Here is a 19666-nt window from a genome sequence, read left to right as displayed (position 1 = left end):
TCACCTCGTAAAAGACGACTTGTCCGTTACCAAGAATATTCCCTCGGTTTCACGTGCCGCCGACCACAGTCGGGTATACGGTCCGCCGGCGGCGAGGAGCTCGGCGTGAGTGCCGATCTCGGCGACGCGGCCGTGGTCGATGACGGCGATCTGGTCGGCCCGCGCTGCCGTGCCGAGCCGGTGCGCGACCAGGACCGTGGTCCGGCCGTGCGTCAGCGATCGGCTTGCGGCGAGCACCGCCGCCTCGGCGTCCGGGTCGAGGGTGGCGGTGGCCTCGTCGAGCAGTAGCAGGTCGGGGCGGACGAGTTCGGCTCTGGCGAGCGCGATCAGCTGGCGCTGACCGGCGGACAGTCCGCGCCCGCGTTCGCCGACCGGCTGGCCCATGCCGAGCGGCAGCGCGGCGATCATGTCGGTCGCGCCCACCGCGGCGGCGGCTTCGGCGATGTCCGCCTCGGTGGCCGTCGGCTTGCCGAACGCGATGTTGCTCGCGACGTCACCACTGAACAGGTGCGCCTCCTGCGGGACGATGCCGAGGCGGGACCGGTAGTCGGTGAGACGGTAATCACGAAGATCGACGTCGTCGACGCGGATGGTGCCGGTCTCGTCCTGCGGCAGGTCGTAGAGGCGGGCGAGCAACTTCACGATGGTGGACTTGCCTGCGCCGGTGGGGCCGACGAGGGCGAGGGTCGATCCGGCGGGCACCCGCAGCGAGACGCCATCGAGTGCCTGGATCGTGCTGCCCGGGTAGTGGAATCGCACATTGTCGATGGCGATCTCGCCGTGCAGGTTGTGCTCGATCGGGCGCGCGGTCGTCGCGTCGGCGGCGATCGAGGACGGCGTGCGCAGCAACTCGCCGATCCGGCGCAGGCCGACCCTGGCCTGCTGATACCCGTCGAACACTTGGGACAGCTGCAGCACCGGCGCGAACAGCAGCGACAGGTACAGCGTGAAGGCGACCAGCGTGCCCGCCGTCGTGGTGCCCGCCGCCACCTCGCGCGCGCCGACGAAGATCACCGCGGCCAGCGCGACATCCGACCACGCCATGATGAACGGGAAGAACAGCGCGACCGACCACTGGGCGCGCAGCCTGCTGTGCCGGTATCGGTCGGAGTACTCGGCGAAGCGCCGCGCCGCGACCGGCTCGTGCCGATTGGCTTGCACGGCACGCAATCCGGTGACGTTCTCCTGGAAGTCGGCGTTCACCGTCGAGACCTGTTCGCGCGACACGGTATAGGCGCTCGACGAGAACCGGCGGAACACCACGGTGGCGACCGCGAGCGGCGGCAGCGTCGCCAGCACCACCAGCGCCAGCGAGACGTCGATCACCAAGAGCGCGACCGCGATTCCGGCGAAGGTCAGCAGGCCGATCAACGCGGTCGCGAGCCCGGTCTGCAGGAAGGTGCTCAGCGAGTCGAGGTCGGTCGTCATGCGGGTCATGATCCGGCCGGACAGTTCGCGCTCGTAGTAGTCGAGCCCGAGCCGCTGCAGGTGTGCGTAGCTGCGAATGCGCAAGCTGTAGAGCACCCGCTCGCCGGTGCGCGCGGTGATCAGTGTCGCGGCGGCGCCGATCACCCAGCCCGCCGCGACGAGCAGGCAGCCGAACAGCGCGGCCAGCCCGAGCGCGCCCGCGTCGGTGTGCCCGACGCCGATGTCGATGGCGTAGCGCACAATCGGCGGGAACGCGACGCCGACGACCGCGTCGAGCAGCAGCACCGCGATGGTGGCGAGGACAAGCCAGCAGACCGGCCGCAGCAGCCGGGTCAGCCGGAACGCCGGATCGGGCAGGCGCAGGCGTTGCTCGTCCAGCCCTGGCGTTTCGGTGGCGGGCGGCAGTCGCTTGATGGTTTCCCGAAGTTGCGGTGTCTCACTGAGATCCGCCGCGGCCCTGGCGGTGGACGGGCCGCCGCCTTGGTGCGCGGACGTCGGGAGGGCAGCGGCGGCGTGGCTGACGGTCGCGTGTTTGCCGATCGGCGCGGGCAGCCGGATCACCCGATCCGCGTGTGCCAGCGTGGATTCCCGGTGCGCCAGGATCAGCGTGGTGCGCCTGCTGATCGGCGGCGTTCGCGTGGCGCCAGCTGGCTCCGACTCGAACGCCGCGTAGTCGGGCAGGGTGTCGAAGATCGCAGCCTCGGTGATCGCGTCCACCGCCGAGGTGGCGTCGTCGAGCACCAGGATGCGCGGCTGAGCCAGCAGCACCCGCGCCAGTGCGATGCGCTGGCGCTGTCCGCCCGACAACGTCAGCCCGCGTTCGCCGACGACGGTGTCGTAGCCGTCGGGGAGCTCAGCGATGAACTCGTGCGCCGCAGCAGCTTCGGCGGCCGCCTTGATCTCGGCGTCGGTGGCGTCCGGACGGCTGAGCGCGATATTGGCCGCGATGGTGTCGGAGAACAGGAACGGATCGTCGAACACCACACCGATCGCACCGCGCAGATCGGTGGCCCGCAGGTCGGCGATGTCGACGCGGTCCGGCGCGGTGTCGGCGTGCGCCGGAGCGGTTGATCCTGATGCGCCCGTGGCTGATTCGGCGCCGAACAAGCGAATATGGCCGGAATCCGGAGCGTAGAACCGGGGGAGCAGCAGCGAGAGGGTGGTCTTGCCGGAGCCTGCCGGCCCGATGATCGCGACCGTCTCGCCGGGGCGCACGGTCAGATCGAGCTCCCGCAGCACCGGTTGCTCGGGATCGAATCCGAAAGTGAGCGAGTCGATCTCGATGCCGAGCGGACCCGAGGGCAGCTCGACCGGTTCAGGTGGGTCGGTGACTATGGGTGCGGTGTCGATCACCTGATACACCCGGTCGGCCGCGGCACGCGTCAGCTGCGCCATGACCAGCGCACCCGACATGATCCGTGCGGTCGCGGTCATGGTGGCGACGTACGCGGCGAACGCGAGGAACGTCCCGATCCCGATCGAACCGTGCAGCGCGAGCAGTCCACCGATCACGATCACGCCGACCATGCCCGCCTGCGGAATCGCGGCGACCGTCGGCGCGAGGCGCGCATCGATGCCCGCAGCCCGCATCCGTTCGGCGTAGAGCCGGCGACTGTGCTGTTCGAGCACGTCGACCATGCGGGCTTCCTGCCCGAACCCCTTCACCACCCGGACGCCGGTCACCGTCTCCTCGACGTGCTGAGCCACCTCGGCGGCACGCTGCTGTGCCGACCAGGTCGCGGCGTAGAGCCGCGGCCGAATGCGATAGACCACCAAGGCAATTCCGGGCACAACGAGCAACGCCACCGCGGCGAGCGGCGGCGACAACCACACCATCACCACGGCCGCGAGAAAGAACTCCAGCACCGCCATGCCCGACAGCGGCACCAGCGCGAGCAGGCCCTGCACCAGCTGCAGATCGGTGATCGACCGCGAAACCACCTGCCCGGTGCGGATGGTGTCCTGCCCGGCGCCGTCGAGGCGCTGCAGCGAACCGAGCAGGTCGATGCGCAGCGCATGCTGCACGTCGAGGGAGAGCTTGCCCGCGAGCAACCTGCGCCCGAACCCCATGCCGAACCGCGCCACCGCCAGCAGCAACAGCAGGCACGCGACCAGCCCGATCACCGAGGTTTCGCCGATGCCCGCGGCATCGACGGCCCGTTTGATCAGCAGCGGCCCCGCGATTTCGACGACTGCACCGCCGAGCACCGCGATACCGAGCCCGGTCAGCGTGCGGGTGTGCGTCCGGCTTTCGGCCCAGAGCCGACGAATCCAGCCGGGCGCGACCGCGTCGTCCTCGGCTGGCTCGGTTCGCGTGCGCACACCAACCCCACCCATAACCATCGACGATAACGACGCCCACCGACACGAGTTTGTTCCCTGCGGGCCTCGGCTCAGAGGTCGCGGTTGCGCAGGGCCCACCAACCGGCGCCTGCGATGCCGACGGTCCACAGCAGCAGGATCACCAGGGCGGCGGGTGTCGGGGCGAGGAAGTCGCTGTCGGGGTAGGAACCGACGGCGACGGCGCTGAGGGTGGCCGAGCCGGGGAACAGGCTGACGACGGCGGACGCGCCGATGCTGTCCGCCACCAGCCAGCACAGCGGCTCGATGACTACCAGCCAGCCGACCACCAGCCAGATCGCGTTCGACGACGAACGAAGCAGCAGCCCGAGACCCGCGCCGATCAGCGACCAGCAGACCACGGCGAGCAGCCCGCCGCCGAGCACACCGAACAGATTGAGGCCGATCTCGAATTTGCCTCGGCCGAAACCGAATAGGGCCACCAGCGCGCCCACCTCGACCGCCAGCGCGGTCGCCAGGGCGAACCCGGCGGTGACGAGCAGCTTCGCCGCGACGAGCCGGTCCCGGTCGGCGGCGAACAACGCGGTCACCGGCATGGTGTGGTGCCGGTACTCGCCGCCACTGCCGAGCGCGCCGAACAGGACAGCCGCGATGGCCGCCGCGGCAAGCCCCGCGTAGAGCCCGAGCGTCGCGGTGCCGGTGACGGGCTGGCCGTTCGGGTCCGGCTTGCCTGCGGCGATGGCGGTTGCCGTGCTGCCGAGGAGCGCGACCAGCAGCGGCAACCCGGCCAGCGTCCGATTCGGCCGCAGCGTGGTGACCTTGCGTACCTCGGAGTTGAGGGCGGGCACGAGGTCCGCGGGCATGGTGATCATCGTGGGATTCCGTATGGCGTCGGTTGCGGAGTCGCCCCGGCGAGGCCTGCGTAGTGCGCGGCGGGAGCCTGGAGTTTGGTCAACGAGGCGAGCACCCGGTCGGGATGGATCAGGTCGGGGATAACACTGTCGAGTCGCACCTGTGCGGCCGCGGCGGCGGCTCTGATCTCGGCCTCGGTCGCCTCGGCGACCGCAAGGCGTCCGTCCGGTCGGATCACGGCGTCGGTGAAGCCACGCGCGGCCAGGGTGGTCGCCAGCGCGATCGGCGTGGACGCCGCGACGACCAGCCGGTCCGGGTGCCCGCGCCGCAGTCGAGCAGGCGTGCCCTGATACACGACCGAACCCTGGCTCAGCACGATCACACTGTCCGCGCCAGGCAGCACAGCCGCGAGGCTGGTGCTCGTCACCAGCGCGCTACCGCCGCGCTGGGCATGCTTGCGCAGGAAGTCTTGCAGCCAAGCACGTTCCGCGCCGTCGAGACCCTCCATCGGTTCGTCCAGCACCAGCAGCGGTGGATCGCCGAGCAACGCGGTGGCCAAGGCCAGTCTGGTCTGCTGTCCTGCGGAGAGCGCAGCGCCTTTCGTGCCTGCTTCGGTGTCGAGTCCGACGATCGCGAGCACCTCGCCGACGCGGGCGTCGGGCACTCCGGCGGCCGCCGCGTACACCCGCAGCTGGTCGCGGGCGGTGCGACCGGGATGGATGCCGCGCGGCGCGAGCACGCCGCCGACTACGCGCGCGGAGCTGCCGCCAGGATCACCGCCGCCGCGGTGCGTGCCTGGCCCGGCCACCGCCGCGCTGCCCGTTGTCGGTTCGAGGAGCCCGAGCAGGATCCGCGCGATGGTCGTCTTGCCCGACTGCGGCGGCCCGACGAGGGCGGCGGTGCTGCCGGACGCGACCGTGAAGCTCACGTTGTCGACGGCGGAAACCAGGTCGTATCGCTTGCTCAGCGCTCGAACGGAGAACGCGAGCCCGGTGCGCGCCGCGCTCACTGCGGCTTGGCCGGCGGTTGCGGCTTCGACGGGTCGATCGCGGTCAGCGGATCCGCGTCGATGATGAGGTGCCGTGCGGCGGGCCACACCACCGGGGCAGGCCCGAATGCCTTGCGCGCGTTGCTGATCGTGGTCTTGCCCATCGCCCGGTTGCCGACGCCGCCGATCACCGCGCCGATGCCTGCCGGGACCACCTTGCCCGCCATCAGCGCGGCGCGGCGGGTGATGAACCGGATGATGAACCGCTTGAGCAGCGAGTCGTTCATGGACGAGAGCCCGGGGATGCGGTTGGCGAAGACCGTGCCCCAGTTCTTCGCCGAGGTGCCGACCGTCTTCTGCACGATCTCCATGCCGCTCTCGCCGAGCACGACCGCGAGCACCAGCGCGCGGCGCTGCTCTTGATCCTCGGGCGAGATGCCGTGCACCGCCGCCACCGCGAGGGTGAACAGCGCGGAGATCTCCAGGAAGAAGGTGGTCTCGGCGCTGACCGCGGCAATGGCCGCGACCGTGCCGACGCCTGGCACCGCGGCCGTCGCGCCGACGGCGCTGCCGCTGCCGGTCACCGCGAGCAGGTACTGCTTCTCGAGTCGCTCGATGACCTGCGCCGGTGTTTCGTCCGGGTGCGAGCGCCTGATCCGGTCGACGTACTTGGCGACCGCGGGCGCCTGCAGGCGAGACCCCGTATCGAGCAGCTGAACCACCGTCTTCTCGAACGCGCCTTTGAACATCGGCGGCACCCTCCTCTTCGGTCTGCTGAGTTGAACTCTAGGGCACCGTCAACGCAACGGCCGTCAGCTCATCCTGACAACGAAGTACCCAACCTGATCGGTTCCACTAGTCCGGTTGGTGCGTCGCGGGGACGCGTTCGGACAGTGGCGGCGGTGGCGGCGGAGTCCCGTCGCCGAACGGGCGGCCGCCCAACGCTTCCCGGCCGTGCGGGGTCAGCCAGTTCGCCAGATCGGGTCCCTTCGGCACGATGCCGGTCGGATTGATGTCGCTGTGCACCACGTAGTAGTGCGTCTTGATCTGTGCGAAGTCGGTGGTGTCGCCGAATCCCGGTGTTTGGTAGAGGTCGCGCGCGTAGGACCACAGCACCGGCAGCTCGGAGAGTTTCGACCGGTTGCACTTGAAGTGTCCGTGATAGACGGGATCGAAGCGGGCCAGCGTGGTGAACAGCCGGATGTCGGCCTCGGTGATCGTGTCCCCGACCAGATAACGTTGGGTAGCAAGCCGTTCCGAGAGCCAGTCCAACCGGCTGAACAGTCGATCGTAGGCGGCCTCGTAGGCGGCCTGCGTGCCCGCGAAACCACATCGGTAGACGCCGTTGTTGACGTCGCGGAACACCGCGAGGTTCACCTCGTCGATCTCGGCGCGCAACGCTTCGGGGTACAGCTGTGGTGCGCCCTCCCGGTGGAACGCGGTCCACTCGGTGGAGAAGTCGAGGGTCATCTGCGCGTAGTCGTTGGTCACCACCTGCCCGGTCGACACCTCGACCACCGCGGGCACGGTGATGCCGCGCGGATAGTCGGGGAACCGCGCCAGATACGCGTCGCGCAGCCGCGCAATGCCGAGTACCGGATCGACCCCGCCGGGATCGAGGTCGAAGGTCCAGCTGAGCTTGTCGTGCGTCGGCCCGCACAGGCCGAGCGAGAGCACCTCTTCCAGCCCGAGCAGCCTGCGCACGATCAGCGTGCGGTTGGCCCATGGGCATGCCCTGGCCGCGACGAGTCGATAACGGCCGGGTTCGACGGGGTACCCGTCGCGGCCGTCCGCGGTGATCCGCGTGGTGATGTAGTTCGTGTCCCGCTTGAACTCGCCGGGCTCGACGTAGGAGCCACTTTCCACCGACTTGGTCACCCGGACAGTTTGGCAGATCCAGGTCTTAGTCTGGCGGGATGAATGAAACGAAGGCCACCCGCCTGGAGCGTGCGACCACCGACGGCGGCGCGGAAGTAGCGACCCTGACGCTGGCCAATCCGCCGCTGAACCTGTTCGACCAGGGGATGCTGGATGCCCTCATCGCGGACATCGCCGAGCTGTCGGCGAACCCGCCGCGCGCGCTGCTGCTGCGCGCCGAGGGCAAGGTGGTGTCCGGCGGCGTCGACGTGCACGTCTTCGACGGCTTGTCGGTGGAGCAGGGCGCCGAACTGTGGCGCATGTTGTTCGCGCAGATCACGCATCCGATAGAGGCGCTGCCGTGTCCGGTGGTGTTTGCCGCACACGGGCTGACGCTGACCGCTGCCTTCGAGATAGCGCTGGCCTGCGACATCATTCTCGCCGCACCGAAGGCGAAGTTCGGTCTGGTGGAGACGGTGGTGGGGTTGACGCCGTCGATGGGCGGGCCGCAGCGGCTTGCCGAGCGCGCGGGGTCGGGCCGGGCGCGGGAGTTCGTGATGACCGGCGACCTGTATTCCGCCGAGACGATGCTGGAGTGGGGCGTGGTGAACGCCGTGCACGACGATGTCGACACTGCCGCAAGGGAATTGACGCATCGTCTGGCGGAAGGTCCGACGCTGGCGCACGCGGCGACCAAGAAGATCATCGAGGCGTGGCGCTCCGGTGGTGTGGCGCATGCGGATTCGGTGACGCCGGAGGTCTCGGGTGTGCTGTTCGACACCGCCGATCTCAAAGGCGCGGTGCGTAGCTTCCTCGACGTCGGTCCGGGGAAAGCAACGTACACCGGGCGGTGAGTCGAGAGACGGTGACACGCCGGCGGGTGATGTTCCGGCTCGGGGCATTCCGTCGACGGACACCCGAGGCGGCGGACACGGCGGACATGTCCGCCGCCTATCCGCGCCGAATCCGCGCGATACTGTGATGTGAGTCATATAGTCGCAGTGCCTGGCTGACTCGAGGGCGCGCGGAGGACGGATGTCGCAGTTGCTTGTCGAATACCCGTTGAAACGTCCGCATGCCAGTGATCCACCGCTGGCGCGCGGCGCCGACGGGGTGCTGCGCTACGGCAATCTCACGCCCGCGCTCACCGAGCTGCTCGACTTACAGGTGCACGCGTTCTCGACCCGCGAGGCAGTGGTCGAGGTCGGCGGCCCACGGATGACCTATCGGGAGCTGTGGCACAGTGCGTCCCGCATCGCGGGCGGACTGCAGGAACACGGCATCGGCTACGGCGACCGGGTCGCGGTGCACATGCCCGCCGGGGTTCGCTGGGTGCAGGCGTTTCTCGGCGCGTTGCTCAGCGGTGCGGTGCCGGTGCTCGTGCACGACGGCCTGCCGGATGCGATCGCCGAGCAGGTGATCGCCGACAGCAGTGCGGATTTCGTGCTCGGCCGGGACATCGCCCGCGGCGCCGAGTTACCCGACGGCGCCGCCTACATCGATGACGGTGCGGCACTGGGTGATCTGGCGTTGCTCAGCTACACCAGTGGCAGCCCGCTCGGCCCTGCCACGCCCAAGGGCGTCGAGCTGACCAACGAAAACCTGCTCTCGGCAATCCGTTCGGTGGTCGCCGCGCTCGATCTACCGACCGACGGCCTGCGCAATCTGGTATTGCTGCCCCTCGCGCACGCCAGCGGCTGCGTCGACCAGTTACTACCGACCTTCGCGGTCGGCGGCACCGTCGTCCTGGCCAGGGACACCCGCGATCTCGCGGAAGCCATTGTGGCCGAACGGATCGACATGGTGTCGGCGACGCCACGGATCTTTGCCGGGCTGCTGCCCGAGCTGGCGGCCATGCGCGGGGACGGGCTGAGCACCGAGGGCATCGCCAGGATCAGCAAGGCCGGGCATCGCGCCGAACGTGCCGCTGCCGCGCAGGCCGCTCCCGCCGGCCTGGCCGCCGAACTGCGCGCGATGTTTCCCACGGCGCGGCAATGGTCGGTGTGGGGCGCCACCGAGACCAGCGGCATCGGCCTCGCGGTCGACGACGCGGCCGGGTCCGCCGCGGATTCCGATGCGGTGCTCGGATTCCCTTTCGGCGGTACCGAATTGGCGCTGTGGGGACCGAAGGCGAAGGTCGGCTGTGGCGAACTGCTGTGTCGTGGCCCGAATATCGCCCCGCGCTACTGGAACGATCCGACCGCGACGGCGGCGCGCTTCGCCGGAACCTGGTTCCACACCGGCGATCAGGTCACCATCGATGCCGACGGGCTGGTGCGGCGCGATCCGGCTCAGGACGAATGATGTTGTGGCACAGCAAGGGTCACTCCAGCATCCGTTCCCGCAGCGTGGCGCGCAGCTCCGGGGTGATGCCTGCGGTCGTCAGATAGGTGTCGATGTCGCCGTGTAATTCGATCATCGATTCGGTGCCGATCTTCAGATACTCCTCGCGCACGCCGAGCAGGTCGACCGAGAGCTCCTCGCCGGCGAGGAGTTTCGTCGTCATCATGGCGCGCAGGGCCGGGATGGCGCCGTTGCTCGCCATGAAGTCGGCGTGCACGTCGGGCTCGGCGACGCCGACCGCGCGCAGCAGCGAGGCGATGGCCCAGCCCGTGCGGTCCTTGCCTGCCGCGCAGTGCACCAGCACCGCGCCCTCGCCCCGGGTGATCGACTCGGCGATGGCGGTGATCGCGGCGTGCGCTTCGGGCAGTGCGGGGAACATGCGATAGACCTCGAGCATGTGGGCGAAGGCCGTGTCGCCGGTCGCCTGATGCGGCGGGGCCGCCGCCATGCGCGAGTCGAACGGCGTGACGGTCACCCGGACGCCCTCGGGCACCCGGTCGTGGCCGATGTGGTCGATCTCCCGCTCGCCGCGCAGGTCGTGCACGTCGCTGACGTTCAGCTGTCCGAGTGCGGCAAGGCCCGCCTCGTCGAGCCCGGTCAGCTGTGCCGAGCGCAGCAGGACACCGGGCCTGACCTTCGCGCCGTCGACGGTGCGCAGCCCGCCCAGGTCGCGGAAATTGAAGGTGCCGGACAGGAAGTACTGGTCGGCAGAGGGCGAAAGAGTCACTTGTTCAGGCTAATGGCCCGCGGCGGTCGGGCGGGTGACGTTCCCGGAACGAGCGTCAGCCGGTCAGGTGACCGATTTGGGTGGTTCGACTGTGTGATCGGCCACACGATTCGAGGGTCGTCAGTACTCGCCCGTACTGTTGATAACGGCCAACTTCTCGGTCGGGCAGGACTGAGAGTGGTCCCGAGGGAGGGATTTCCGGGCAGGCCGGGGTGGTGCCCCCACCATTCCGTTTGGGTAACAAAACATTCTTTCGGTCTGGAAATACCCACTGAACCTGTTCTTAAACCCCGAAAACCCTCTACCATTGATGAACGTTGGACCGGGCAGCCTGGGGTTTCCAGCGAGATGCCCGCCATGTTCAGCGAGTCGCGCCGACGAGGGTGCGCGAGTTTCTTTCGCCGAGGGAGTCGTCGTTGAGCGTACGTACAAATATTGCAGAGGTGCGGCTACGGCCGACCATCTGCGAGGCCGTCGAGAAGGCGGCCGCCTCGTTGGACCACGGAGGTGTTCGCGCGCTTCGGGTGCTGCTGCACGCCGGGGTCAGTGCCTACTGGCCGCTGGTCAAGGCCGCGCCATCCAAGCAGGTCCAGGCCTATGAGGCGACGGTGCAGACATTGCGGGAGCGTTGGGCAGCGCAGACCGAGTGCATCGGCGACCCGACCGCGACCGCCGCCTACCGTGAGATGGACATCGAGGTCGCGGCCTTCTTGCAGTTGTGCGCGGACCGTTCGGGCGCGCAGTGGTTGGAGCCGGTCGAGGCCATCGCGGCCTATGCCGTGTCGGTGCTGCAGGGCACTGTGTTGCGCTGGCTTGCCGACTGCAATGACGAGACAATGCTCGTGGTCCTCGACGATCTGGTGAGCAGCCTGGCTACCCGGGCCGCCGAAGTCTAGTTATCCGCTGCCGAGGTGCGGTGACCTCGGTAAACGAGTCATCACAATTACTGGACGTTTGACCAGTTAGGTGGTTTGGTGGTTCGTATGACGGACATGTCGCCGATTGCCGGCCTGCACGCGGCCACTGCCGAGCTCGATCCACCGCTGGCCGCTCTTGATCTGACCGCCTTGCGCGCGAACGTCGCCGACCTGGTGCGCCGCGCGGGCGGAGTCCCGGTGCGTGTCGCCAGCAAAGCCGTGCGCTGTCGCGCCATTCTCGAGGAAGTGCTCGGCGGTGAACTCACCGCCGCAGGCGGCCTCGCAGGCATCATGGCCTACTCCCTCTCCGAAGCCATCTGGCTGGTTCGTCGCGGCGCCCGCGACGTCCTGCTCGGGTATCCGACCGTCGACCGCGCCGCGCTCGCCGGGCTTGCCACCGACGAGACACTGCTCCGCTCCATAACCCTGATGGTCGATGATGTCGCCCAGCTGGAGTTGATCCGCGCTGCGGTGGGCACCGACCTGGTGCACCCGCGGGTCTGTCTGGACGTCGACGCCTCCTTGCGTATCGGCCCGCTGCACCTCGGTGCACACCGTTCGCCGGTACACGCCCCCGAACAGGCGGCCACGCTCGCGGCAGCGGCATTGCGCCGCGGTTTCGACGTCGTCGGGCTGATGACCTATGAGGCGCAGATCGCGGGCCTGCCCGACAGCAATGTCGCGGTGCGCCTGATGAAGCGGGTGTCGGCTGCGGAAATCACCAAGCGCCGCAAGCGAGTTGTCGACGCCGTGCGTTCGGTGACCGGCAAGCTGGAGATCGTCAACAGTGGCGGCACCGGCTCGATCGAGGTCAGCATCGTCGACCCGGACGTCACCGAGGTGACCGCAGGTTCCGGGCTGTACGTGCCGACCCTGTTCGACCACTACCGCTCCTTCACCCCGCGTCCCGCCCTGTTCTTCGCCACTTCGGTCCTGCGCCGCCCGACGCCGTCCATCGCGACGGTGTTCTCGGGCGGCTATATCGCCTCCGGCCCGACCGGTCCGTCGCGAGTGCCGAAGCCGGTGTGGCCCACCGGGTTACGTTTGATCGGCGCCGAGGGCGCAGGCGAGGTGCAGACCCCGCTGAGCGGCGCCTCGGAGCTGCGCATCGGCGACCGGGTCTGGTTCCGGCACGCCAAGGCCGGCGAGCTCTTCGAACGTTTCGACAAGGTGCACCTGGTCGAGTCCGACGGCACCAGGGTCACCGTCCTCACCTATCGCGGCGAAGGGCACTGCTTCGGCTGAGCCGCACTCCTGAAATCGGTTCTGCTACTTCGCTGCTTCTTCATGGGGGGCCAAGATTTCCGGTGATGCTGGTCACTCGGCATGGATTGCAATGCGGTAGCTAGCAACTGACGCCCGACGGCGTGTCGAGATCGCGACACGCCGATGAGCCTTCGGGAACGCCCGGTGGCGGGAGTCGGCGAATCGCAGCTCATTCTTGCGACGGCAACTGCCACAAGCCGCCTTCGACCGGGTCGAGCAGTCAGCAGCGGGAGCCCAGCAATGCCTGATCAGACCAAGAACCGTCCGCAGCACGGCAGCCATCGGCTGCCCCGCTGCCGCTACGGAATCTCTACGAATTTCCGCGGGAACCCTACAGAGCCCCGCGGACCTTTGGGGAACCGCTAATCCACTCCAGCCAGGTGTGATCGGTCTGACCAGGATGGCGACGTAACCCGGAGGAAGAGAACCCAGTAAACTCCTGGTCAATGAGTACCAATCAGGTCGACAGCGTTCCTGGCGACAACGACAGGGACACCGACGGCCCGACCTTCGCCGATCTCGGGATCGATGACCGCGTGCTCGCGGCCATCGCCGATGTGGGCTACGAGTCGCCGTCGCCGATCCAGGCCGCGACGATTCCGCCGCTGCTCGAAGGCGCCGATGTGGTGGGTCTCGCGCAGACCGGCACCGGCAAGACCGCGGCGTTCGCGATCCCGATCCTGATGGGTCTCGAAACCTCCGGCAAACTTCCACAGGCCCTGGTGCTCGCGCCGACCCGCGAGCTCGCGATCCAGGTGGCCGAGGCATTCGGCCGCTACGCCACGCACATTCCGGGGCTGCATGTGCTGCCGATCTACGGCGGCCAGGCCTACGGCGTGCAGCTGTCCGGCCTGCGCCGCGGCGCGCACGTCGTGGTCGGCACTCCCGGCCGGGTGATCGATCACCTGGAGAAGGGCACGCTCGACCTGTCGCAGTTGAAGTACCTGGTGCTCGACGAGGCCGACGAGATGCTGAAGATGGGCTTCCAGGAGGACGTCGAGCGCATCCTCAAGGACACCCCGTCGACCAAGCAGGTCGCGCTGTTCTCGGCGACCATGCCCGCGGCGATCCGCAAGATCTCCAAGCAGTACCTGAACAAGCCGGTCGAGATCACCGTCAAGTCGAAGACCTCGACCGCGACCAACATCACCCAGCGCTGGGTGCAGGTCTCGCATCAGCGCAAGCTGGACGCGTTGACCAGGGTGCTCGAGGTCGAGTCGTTCGAGGCGATGATCATCTTCGTCCGCACCAAGCAGGCCACCGAGGAGCTCGCCGAAAAGCTGCGCGCCAGGGGCTTTTCCGCGGCCGCGATCAACGGCGACATCGCGCAGAACCAGCGCGAGCGCACCATCGGACAGCTCAAGTCCGGCGCGCTGGACATCCTGGTCGCCACCGATGTCGCCGCGCGCGGCCTCGACGTCGACCGCATCTCGCACGTGGTCAACTACGACATCCCGCACGACACCGAGTCCTACGTGCACCGCATCGGCCGCACCGGTCGGGCCGGACGTAGCGGCGAGGCACTGCTTTTCGTCGCGCCGCGCGAACGGCACCTGCTCAAGTCGATCGAGCGGGCCACCCGGCATCCGCTGACCGAAATGCAGCTACCGAGCGTCGACGACGTCAACGCGCAGCGGGTCGCCAAGTTCGGCGACGCCATCACCGAGAGTCTGTCCTCGTCGAATCTGGCGCTGTTCCGCAGGCTTGTCGAGGATTACGAACGCGAGCACGACATTCCGCTCGTCGACATCGCGGCGGCGCTGGCTGCGCTGTCCCGCGACGGCGACAACTTCCTGATGCAGCCCGAACCGCCGGAGCCGGTGCGCGAACGCAGGGAGCGTCCGGAGCGCGCGCGTCGCTTCGAGGGCGACGACGATCGGTCCGGCTTCGGCCAGCACCATCGGGGCACCGGCGCCGAACTCGCGACCTATCGGATCAGCGTCGGCAAGCGGCACCGGGTGGTGCCGGGCGCGATCGTCGGCGCCATCGCCAACGAGGGCGGCCTGCGGCGCAGCGACTTCGGGCACATCAGCATCCGGCCCGACCACAGCCTCGTCGAGTTGCCTGCCGATCTGCCGCCGGAGACGCTGGAAGCGTTGCGGCGCACCAGGATCAGCGGCGTGCTCATTCAGCTGACGCCGGACCAGGGTCCGCCGGGAGGGCGCTCGTTCACCCGCGGCCCGCGCCGCGAGGGCGCGCCGGCGAAGCGACCGGAACGGCGTAAGCCACGCTCCTGAACCGGGGAGGGTTCACCGAGGTCAGGCGGGCTAGCTACAGTGTTGCCGTCCGGTGCGTAATGCAGCGCTAACGGCAGCGGGTGTCCCGCAAGACACAGGAGGGCCGCGTTTGTTCGTGTTCGGTGATCGTGTCGTCTGCTCCGCCGTCGACCTCGTGCGCGCGGCGCGTTGTGAATTCGCGCTGCTTCGCGCCCTCGACACCGAACTGGGCACCCTCGCGGCCGACCCGGAAACCACCGCCGAATGGGCTCCCGCGCCGCGGACCTGGTTCGATGACGGGCTGGACCGCCGGATCAGCGACTTCAGGGACCGATTCGGCAGCGCGATGGTGGAGATCCAACGCCCACAGCACAAGTCGGACGGTCCGAAGGCGCGCATCGACGCGCTGACCGCGGCGCACGCCGAGACCATCGCGGCATTGCGGGCCGGTGCGCACGTGATTCACGGTGCGACCTTCTTCGACGGGACCTTCGACTGCTCCTGCGATTTCCTGGTGCGGGCGGGCCATCGCGTCCGCTATACCGCACACGGCACCGCGCACGGCATGGCCGATCGGGTCGGTGTCGCACTGGAACTCGCGGCGTGTGCCGACGCGGTCGACCACAGCGGATCGTTGACCGGCCCGCTGATCCGGCTGCACCTCGGCGAGAACAACACTGCCTACGCGCTCAGCGATCTGGTCCCGGTGTACCGCGGGCGCAGGCGCCGGGTGGAACACATCCTGGACGAGAAGCTCAGCGAGCTGCTACCCGTGCAGTGGGGCGATCCCCGCTATCTCGCGTGCGGCCGCTGTGGGACGTGCACGACCGCCCTTGCGGCCGCGCGGGATCTGCTGCTCGTCGCGGGGATGTCGACCACGACACGGGCTCGGCTGCGGGAAGCCGGTGTGAGCACCATCGATCGGCTGGTCGGCACCGAGAGCACCGTGCGTGGCGTGCCGCCACGCAGCTTCGCCGCGCTTCGCCGCCAAGCCGAAATCCAGCTGCGCAGGGAGGATTCCGGCCAGCCGACGCACAGCCTCGTCGATCCGATAGCACTCGGCGCGCTGCCGCCGCCCTCACCGGGCGACCTTTCGCTCACCGTCGACGGTGGCGTGCGCACCCCTTTGGCCGTCGATGTCGGCGGGCCAGGCACCGTGCACCTGACCTTCCGGTCACCGTTCGGCACCGACGGTGACGCGGACAGCGAGGCGGACGGACAGCGGCGTGCGTTGACGGAGGTGCTCGACTATCTCGTTCAGCGCCGCCGGATGTATCCGGACATGCACGTCTACCACTACACCTCGGCGGTGCGGACCGCGCTGCTTCGGTGTTCGGGCAGCAGCGGCGTCGGCGAGGAGATCGTCGACGAACTGCTGTGCGACGGCGTGCTGGTGGATCTGTATCCGATCGTGCGCAACGCGCTGATCGTCGGGGAGCGCTCGTATCGGTTGAGCAGGCTGGCCCGGCTGCTACCCGGCGCCGCGCATTCGCCTGCCACCGAGCGGGATTGCCTGACCGTGCTGCGGCTGCGCGACTGGCTGCTGGACCGGGCCGCGGAGCAGCGCATCGACCCACAGGCGGTGACGCTGGAGCGCACAGGCTCGTGGTGTCAGGTGCCAGGACCGGACGAACCTGAGCCGATGCCGCCGTCGCGGCCGTCCTCGTTCGAGGCGGCGCTCGCCGAATACGCCGCGGCGCAGGCGGAACCGGGGCATACCGCCGCGGTGCTCGCCGCGGCGCTCGGCTACCACCGGCGCGAGCGGCAGCCGCTCTGGTGGGCGCATGTCGACCGGCTCAGCCACCCGGTCGACGAATGGGCGGACGCGCCAGGGGTATTGGTCGCCGAATGGGGCACCGTCGACACCAAATGGCATCGCAGCCCCGACCGCCCGACCATGCGGCGCTACGTCACGCTGACCGGCCGGATCGGTTCCCGGTGGAGCAGCGGCGGGCCAGGACCGGCGACCGTGCTCACCCCGGGCGCCACCGTCTACACCTTCTACGATCGCCCTGCGGCCGCGGGCATGGTCACCGCCGTCGGGCGCCGCGCGACTGCCGTCGCAACCGTGCTCGGCTGCTCGGTCGACGCCGAATTCGACGACGCGGTCCGGCTGGAAGAACTGCTGCCCGACGGCTGCGAACCCTACGACGAACTCCCCACCGCGATCGCGCCAGGGCTGCCTGCCTGGGACGAAAACGCCGAGATCGCGGTCGAATTCGCCGCGCAGCAGCTGCTGGTCGCGCTGCCGGACATCCCGGCGGGTGCCGTGTTCGACCTGCTCGCCCGCCGCGCGCCCCGGCTGCGCACCGGCACCGACCTGCCCGAGGTGCACGGCGACCACGCCGCCGCGATCACCACGGCGGTGCGCGAACTGGACGACTCCTATCTCGCGGTGCAGGGCCCCTCCGGCACCGGCAAGACCACCACCGCCGCCAGGGTGCTGGAGCGGCTCGTCACCAAGGACAAGTGGCGGATCGGCATTGTCGGGCAATCGCATTCGACCGTCGAGAACCTGCTCGACGCGGTCGTGCGGGTCGGCGTGCTTCCGGAACTGGTGGCGAAGAAGGACGTCGAGGCGGTGGCGCCGGAATGGGCGGTCATCGACGCGGGCCGGTACGCGCGTTTCCTGGACAACGCGATCAGCGGCTGCGTGCTCGGCGGCACCCCAACGGATTTCACCAACGAAGACATGGTCGGCCGGGAGGCGCTCGATCTGCTGGTGATCGCCGACGCGGGGCGGTTCCCGCTGGCCGACGCCGTCGCGGTCGGGGTGAGCGCACGAAATCTGTTGCTGCTCGGCGATCCCGCACCACCGGCCACGCACAGCGCCCATCCGGAGCCGGTCGGCGAATCGGTGCTCGGCTGGCTCGCCGAGGGGCGGCACACTCTGCCCGGTACCCGCGGCTACGTCCTGGACCGCACCTGGCGGATGCATCCCAAGGTGTGCGATCCGGTCTCCCGGCTCTACTACGACGGGCGCCTGCGCTCCAACGAAACCGTGACGCTCGCACGGGAACTGGACGGCGAGGAACCCGGTGTGAGCACCGTCCTCGTCCCTCATCACGGCAACGCCACCGAATCCGCGGCCGAGGCGCGTGAGGTGGTGCGGCGGGTGCGGGCCCTGCTCGCGATGAACTGGACCGTCGGCGCGATGACCCGTCGGCTGCATCCGCACGACATCTTCGTGGTCGCGCCGTACGCGGCGCAGGTCGGCCGGATCCGCACGCTGCTCGCCAGGGCGCGGATCGAGGACGTGCTCGTCGGCACCCCGGATCGGTTCCGCGGCAGGGAGGCGGCCGTCGTGCTGCTGTCGATGACCACCTCCAGCCCCGCCGACGCGCCGTACGGCATGCCGTTCCTGTTGTCCCGCGCGCTGATTCACGCGGCGTTGTGCCGCGCCATGTGGAAGGCGATCATCATCCGTTCGCCGCTGCTCGGCGAATACCTGCCCGCCTGCCCGGACGAATTGCCCGAGCTGGCAGGGTTTCTCGGCCTGTCGACGGCGGGACGCAACGGCCGCTGACCCGCGTGGTCAGCCTCGGGTCAACGCGGCAACCGCGTCGACCAATCGCTCGATGTCCTGCTCGGTGTTGTACCCGTGCGGCGAGATCCGCAGCCCGCCCGCCCGCGCGGACACCGCGATGCCCTCGGCCCGTAACTTCTCGGCCAGCAACGGGATCGGCTCACCGTCGATCTGCACCGACACGATCCCCGACCGTCCGTCGGCGGAGCGGTCCGACAGCACGGTCGCACCGATCGACGCCAGCCGCGTGCACGCGAGTTCACACAACCGATCGACGTGCGACCAGATCGCCGGAACCCCCGCCGCGAGCAGCAGATCGACCGAGGCGCCCAGCGCGGCGATGCCGGTCACGTTCGGCATCCCGCCTTCCAGCCTGCGTGCGGTGTCGTCGAATACCAGGTCGAGGTTGTCCCAGTCCTCGCGGTGCACCACCGAGTTCCATCCAGGCTCCAACGGCCGCAACAACTCCAGCTTGGACCCGCGCACGTACAGCACGCCGCAGCCCTCGGGCCCGAGCAGCCATTTGTGCCCGTCCGCCATCGCGAAATCGACACCCCAGGAATCCAATTCGGCCGGGATCACGCCGAGTGCCTGGATGACGTCGACGCACAGCAACGCCCCTGCCTCGCGGCAGACGCGCCCCAGCTCGGCCAGGTCGACCCGCCAGCCGCGGCCGAACTGCACCCAGCTGGTGACCACCAGTTTCGGCGCGGGCCCCGCGTTGATCCGTTCGACGAACGCCTCGACGGTGAGCTTGCCGCTGTCGCCTTCCGGCTGCACTCGATCTACCACGACACCCCGGTCGGCGAGCGCCAACCACGGATAGATCGTGGACGGAAACTCCAAGTCCGGCACCACAATTCGATCACCGGCCGCCCACTCGAGCCCGTTGGCGATCATCCCGAGTCCGGTGGTCGTGTTCTTGACGAACGCGACGTCGGTGGACGGCACCCCCATCAGACGACCGAACGCCGCCCGAATCCGTTCGATCTCGGCGGCGTGCGCGGCATAGCTGAACTCACCGTCCAGCGACACCTCGGTGGCATGCCGGTGCATCGCCTCCACCGCAGGCCGCGGCAGCGGGCAGATGCCCGCGTGGTTCAGATAGGTCCACCGCTGAGTGACCGGAAAGTGTTCCCGGACAAGAGGAGTCGCGGCGGTCGTGGACGTGGTGCTTGTCGCGGTCATCCCGCACCCTCCAATCAAGTGGACGCTATGTCCACTTGATTGAGCGTACGACACAAC

General features: G+C 68.9%; 13 protein-coding genes. 6 read left to right on the top strand and 7 right to left on the bottom strand.

Annotated elements, in window-relative coordinates:
• From ACGFNJ_RS08840 to ACGFNJ_RS08820, 5 genes are all read right to left on the bottom strand, one after another.
• Positions 1 to 3765: an ABC transporter ATP-binding protein gene (locus tag ACGFNJ_RS08840; RefSeq protein ID WP_393445061.1), complete on the bottom strand. Its 3765-nt coding sequence runs from the start codon at positions 3763 to 3765 to the stop codon at positions 1 to 3.
• Positions 3766 to 3821: 56 nt separating this feature from the next.
• On the bottom strand, positions 3822 to 4592 hold the full coding sequence (locus ACGFNJ_RS08835) for an ABC transporter permease (protein WP_393445058.1): 771 nt from the start codon (positions 4590 to 4592) through the stop codon (positions 3822 to 3824).
• A gap of 5 nt (positions 4593 to 4597) precedes the next feature.
• Positions 4598 to 5590 (bottom strand): ABC transporter ATP-binding protein, encoded by a 993-nt coding sequence (locus ACGFNJ_RS08830; protein ID WP_393445055.1) that lies wholly within the window; start codon positions 5588 to 5590, stop codon positions 4598 to 4600.
• Positions 5587 to 6318 (bottom strand): hypothetical protein, encoded by a 732-nt coding sequence (locus tag ACGFNJ_RS08825; RefSeq protein WP_393445052.1) that lies wholly within the window; start codon positions 6316 to 6318, stop codon positions 5587 to 5589. The genes ACGFNJ_RS08830 and ACGFNJ_RS08825 overlap by 4 nt, the downstream gene beginning before the upstream one ends.
• 106 nt (positions 6319 to 6424) lie before the next feature.
• Complete coding sequence (locus tag ACGFNJ_RS08820) at positions 6425 to 7447, bottom strand: glutathione S-transferase family protein (RefSeq protein ID WP_393445049.1); 1023 nt, start codon at positions 7445 to 7447, stop codon at positions 6425 to 6427.
• Positions 7448 to 7485: 38 nt separating this feature from the next.
• On the opposite strand from ACGFNJ_RS08820, the gene ACGFNJ_RS08815 reads away from it, so the two are divergent.
• Together ACGFNJ_RS08815 and ACGFNJ_RS08810 are read left to right on the top strand one after the other, a co-directional pair.
• A complete protein-coding gene (locus ACGFNJ_RS08815; protein ID WP_393445046.1) occupies positions 7486 to 8280 on the top strand; it encodes an enoyl-CoA hydratase/isomerase family protein in 795 nt (264 codons plus the stop codon).
• Between the two features lie 181 nt (positions 8281 to 8461).
• Positions 8462 to 9730, top strand: coding sequence for a class I adenylate-forming enzyme family protein (locus tag ACGFNJ_RS08810; protein ID WP_393445044.1), 1269 nt, complete (start codon positions 8462 to 8464; stop codon positions 9728 to 9730).
• A 19-nt stretch (positions 9731 to 9749) separates the two neighbouring features.
• Here the strand turns inward: ACGFNJ_RS08810 and ACGFNJ_RS08805 are convergent, their stop codons facing one another.
• On the bottom strand, positions 9750 to 10496 hold the full coding sequence (locus ACGFNJ_RS08805) for a tyrosine-protein phosphatase (RefSeq protein WP_393445041.1): 747 nt from the start codon (positions 10494 to 10496) through the stop codon (positions 9750 to 9752).
• 416 nt (positions 10497 to 10912) lie between these two features.
• Here ACGFNJ_RS08805 and ACGFNJ_RS08800 point away from each other — a divergent pair, with 416 nt between their 5' ends.
• The 4 genes from ACGFNJ_RS08800 (at position 10913) to ACGFNJ_RS08785 (ending at position 18421) form a co-directional block, all read left to right on the top strand.
• On the top strand, positions 10913 to 11392 hold the full coding sequence (locus ACGFNJ_RS08800) for a TetR family transcriptional regulator (RefSeq protein ID WP_393445038.1): 480 nt from the start codon (positions 10913 to 10915) through the stop codon (positions 11390 to 11392).
• Positions 11393 to 11488: 96 nt separating this feature from the next.
• Positions 11489 to 12658, top strand: coding sequence for an amino acid deaminase/aldolase (locus ACGFNJ_RS08795; protein WP_393445909.1), 1170 nt, complete (start codon positions 11489 to 11491; stop codon positions 12656 to 12658).
• A gap of 467 nt (positions 12659 to 13125) precedes the next feature.
• Complete coding sequence (locus ACGFNJ_RS08790) at positions 13126 to 14916, top strand: DEAD/DEAH box helicase (RefSeq protein ID WP_393445035.1); 1791 nt, start codon at positions 13126 to 13128, stop codon at positions 14914 to 14916.
• 115 nt (positions 14917 to 15031) lie between these two features.
• Positions 15032 to 18421, top strand: a complete 3390-nt coding sequence (locus tag ACGFNJ_RS08785) for an AAA domain-containing protein (RefSeq protein WP_393445032.1) — start codon at positions 15032 to 15034, stop codon at positions 18419 to 18421.
• 9 nt (positions 18422 to 18430) lie between these two features.
• On the opposite strand, the gene ACGFNJ_RS08780 is transcribed toward ACGFNJ_RS08785, so the two are convergent.
• The gene (locus tag ACGFNJ_RS08780; RefSeq protein WP_393445029.1) at positions 18431 to 19609 is read right to left on the bottom strand and encodes an aminotransferase class V-fold PLP-dependent enzyme; all 1179 of its coding nucleotides are present in this window, start codon (positions 19607 to 19609) and stop codon (positions 18431 to 18433) included.
• Between the last annotated feature and the right edge of the window lie 57 nt (positions 19610 to 19666).

The sequence above is a fragment of the Nocardia sp. NPDC049149 genome (genome assembly GCF_043197455.1).
In the GTDB taxonomy this organism is placed as follows: domain Bacteria; phylum Actinomycetota; class Actinomycetes; order Mycobacteriales; family Mycobacteriaceae; genus Nocardia.
This window is presented reverse-complemented; position numbering and strand designations above follow the sequence as displayed.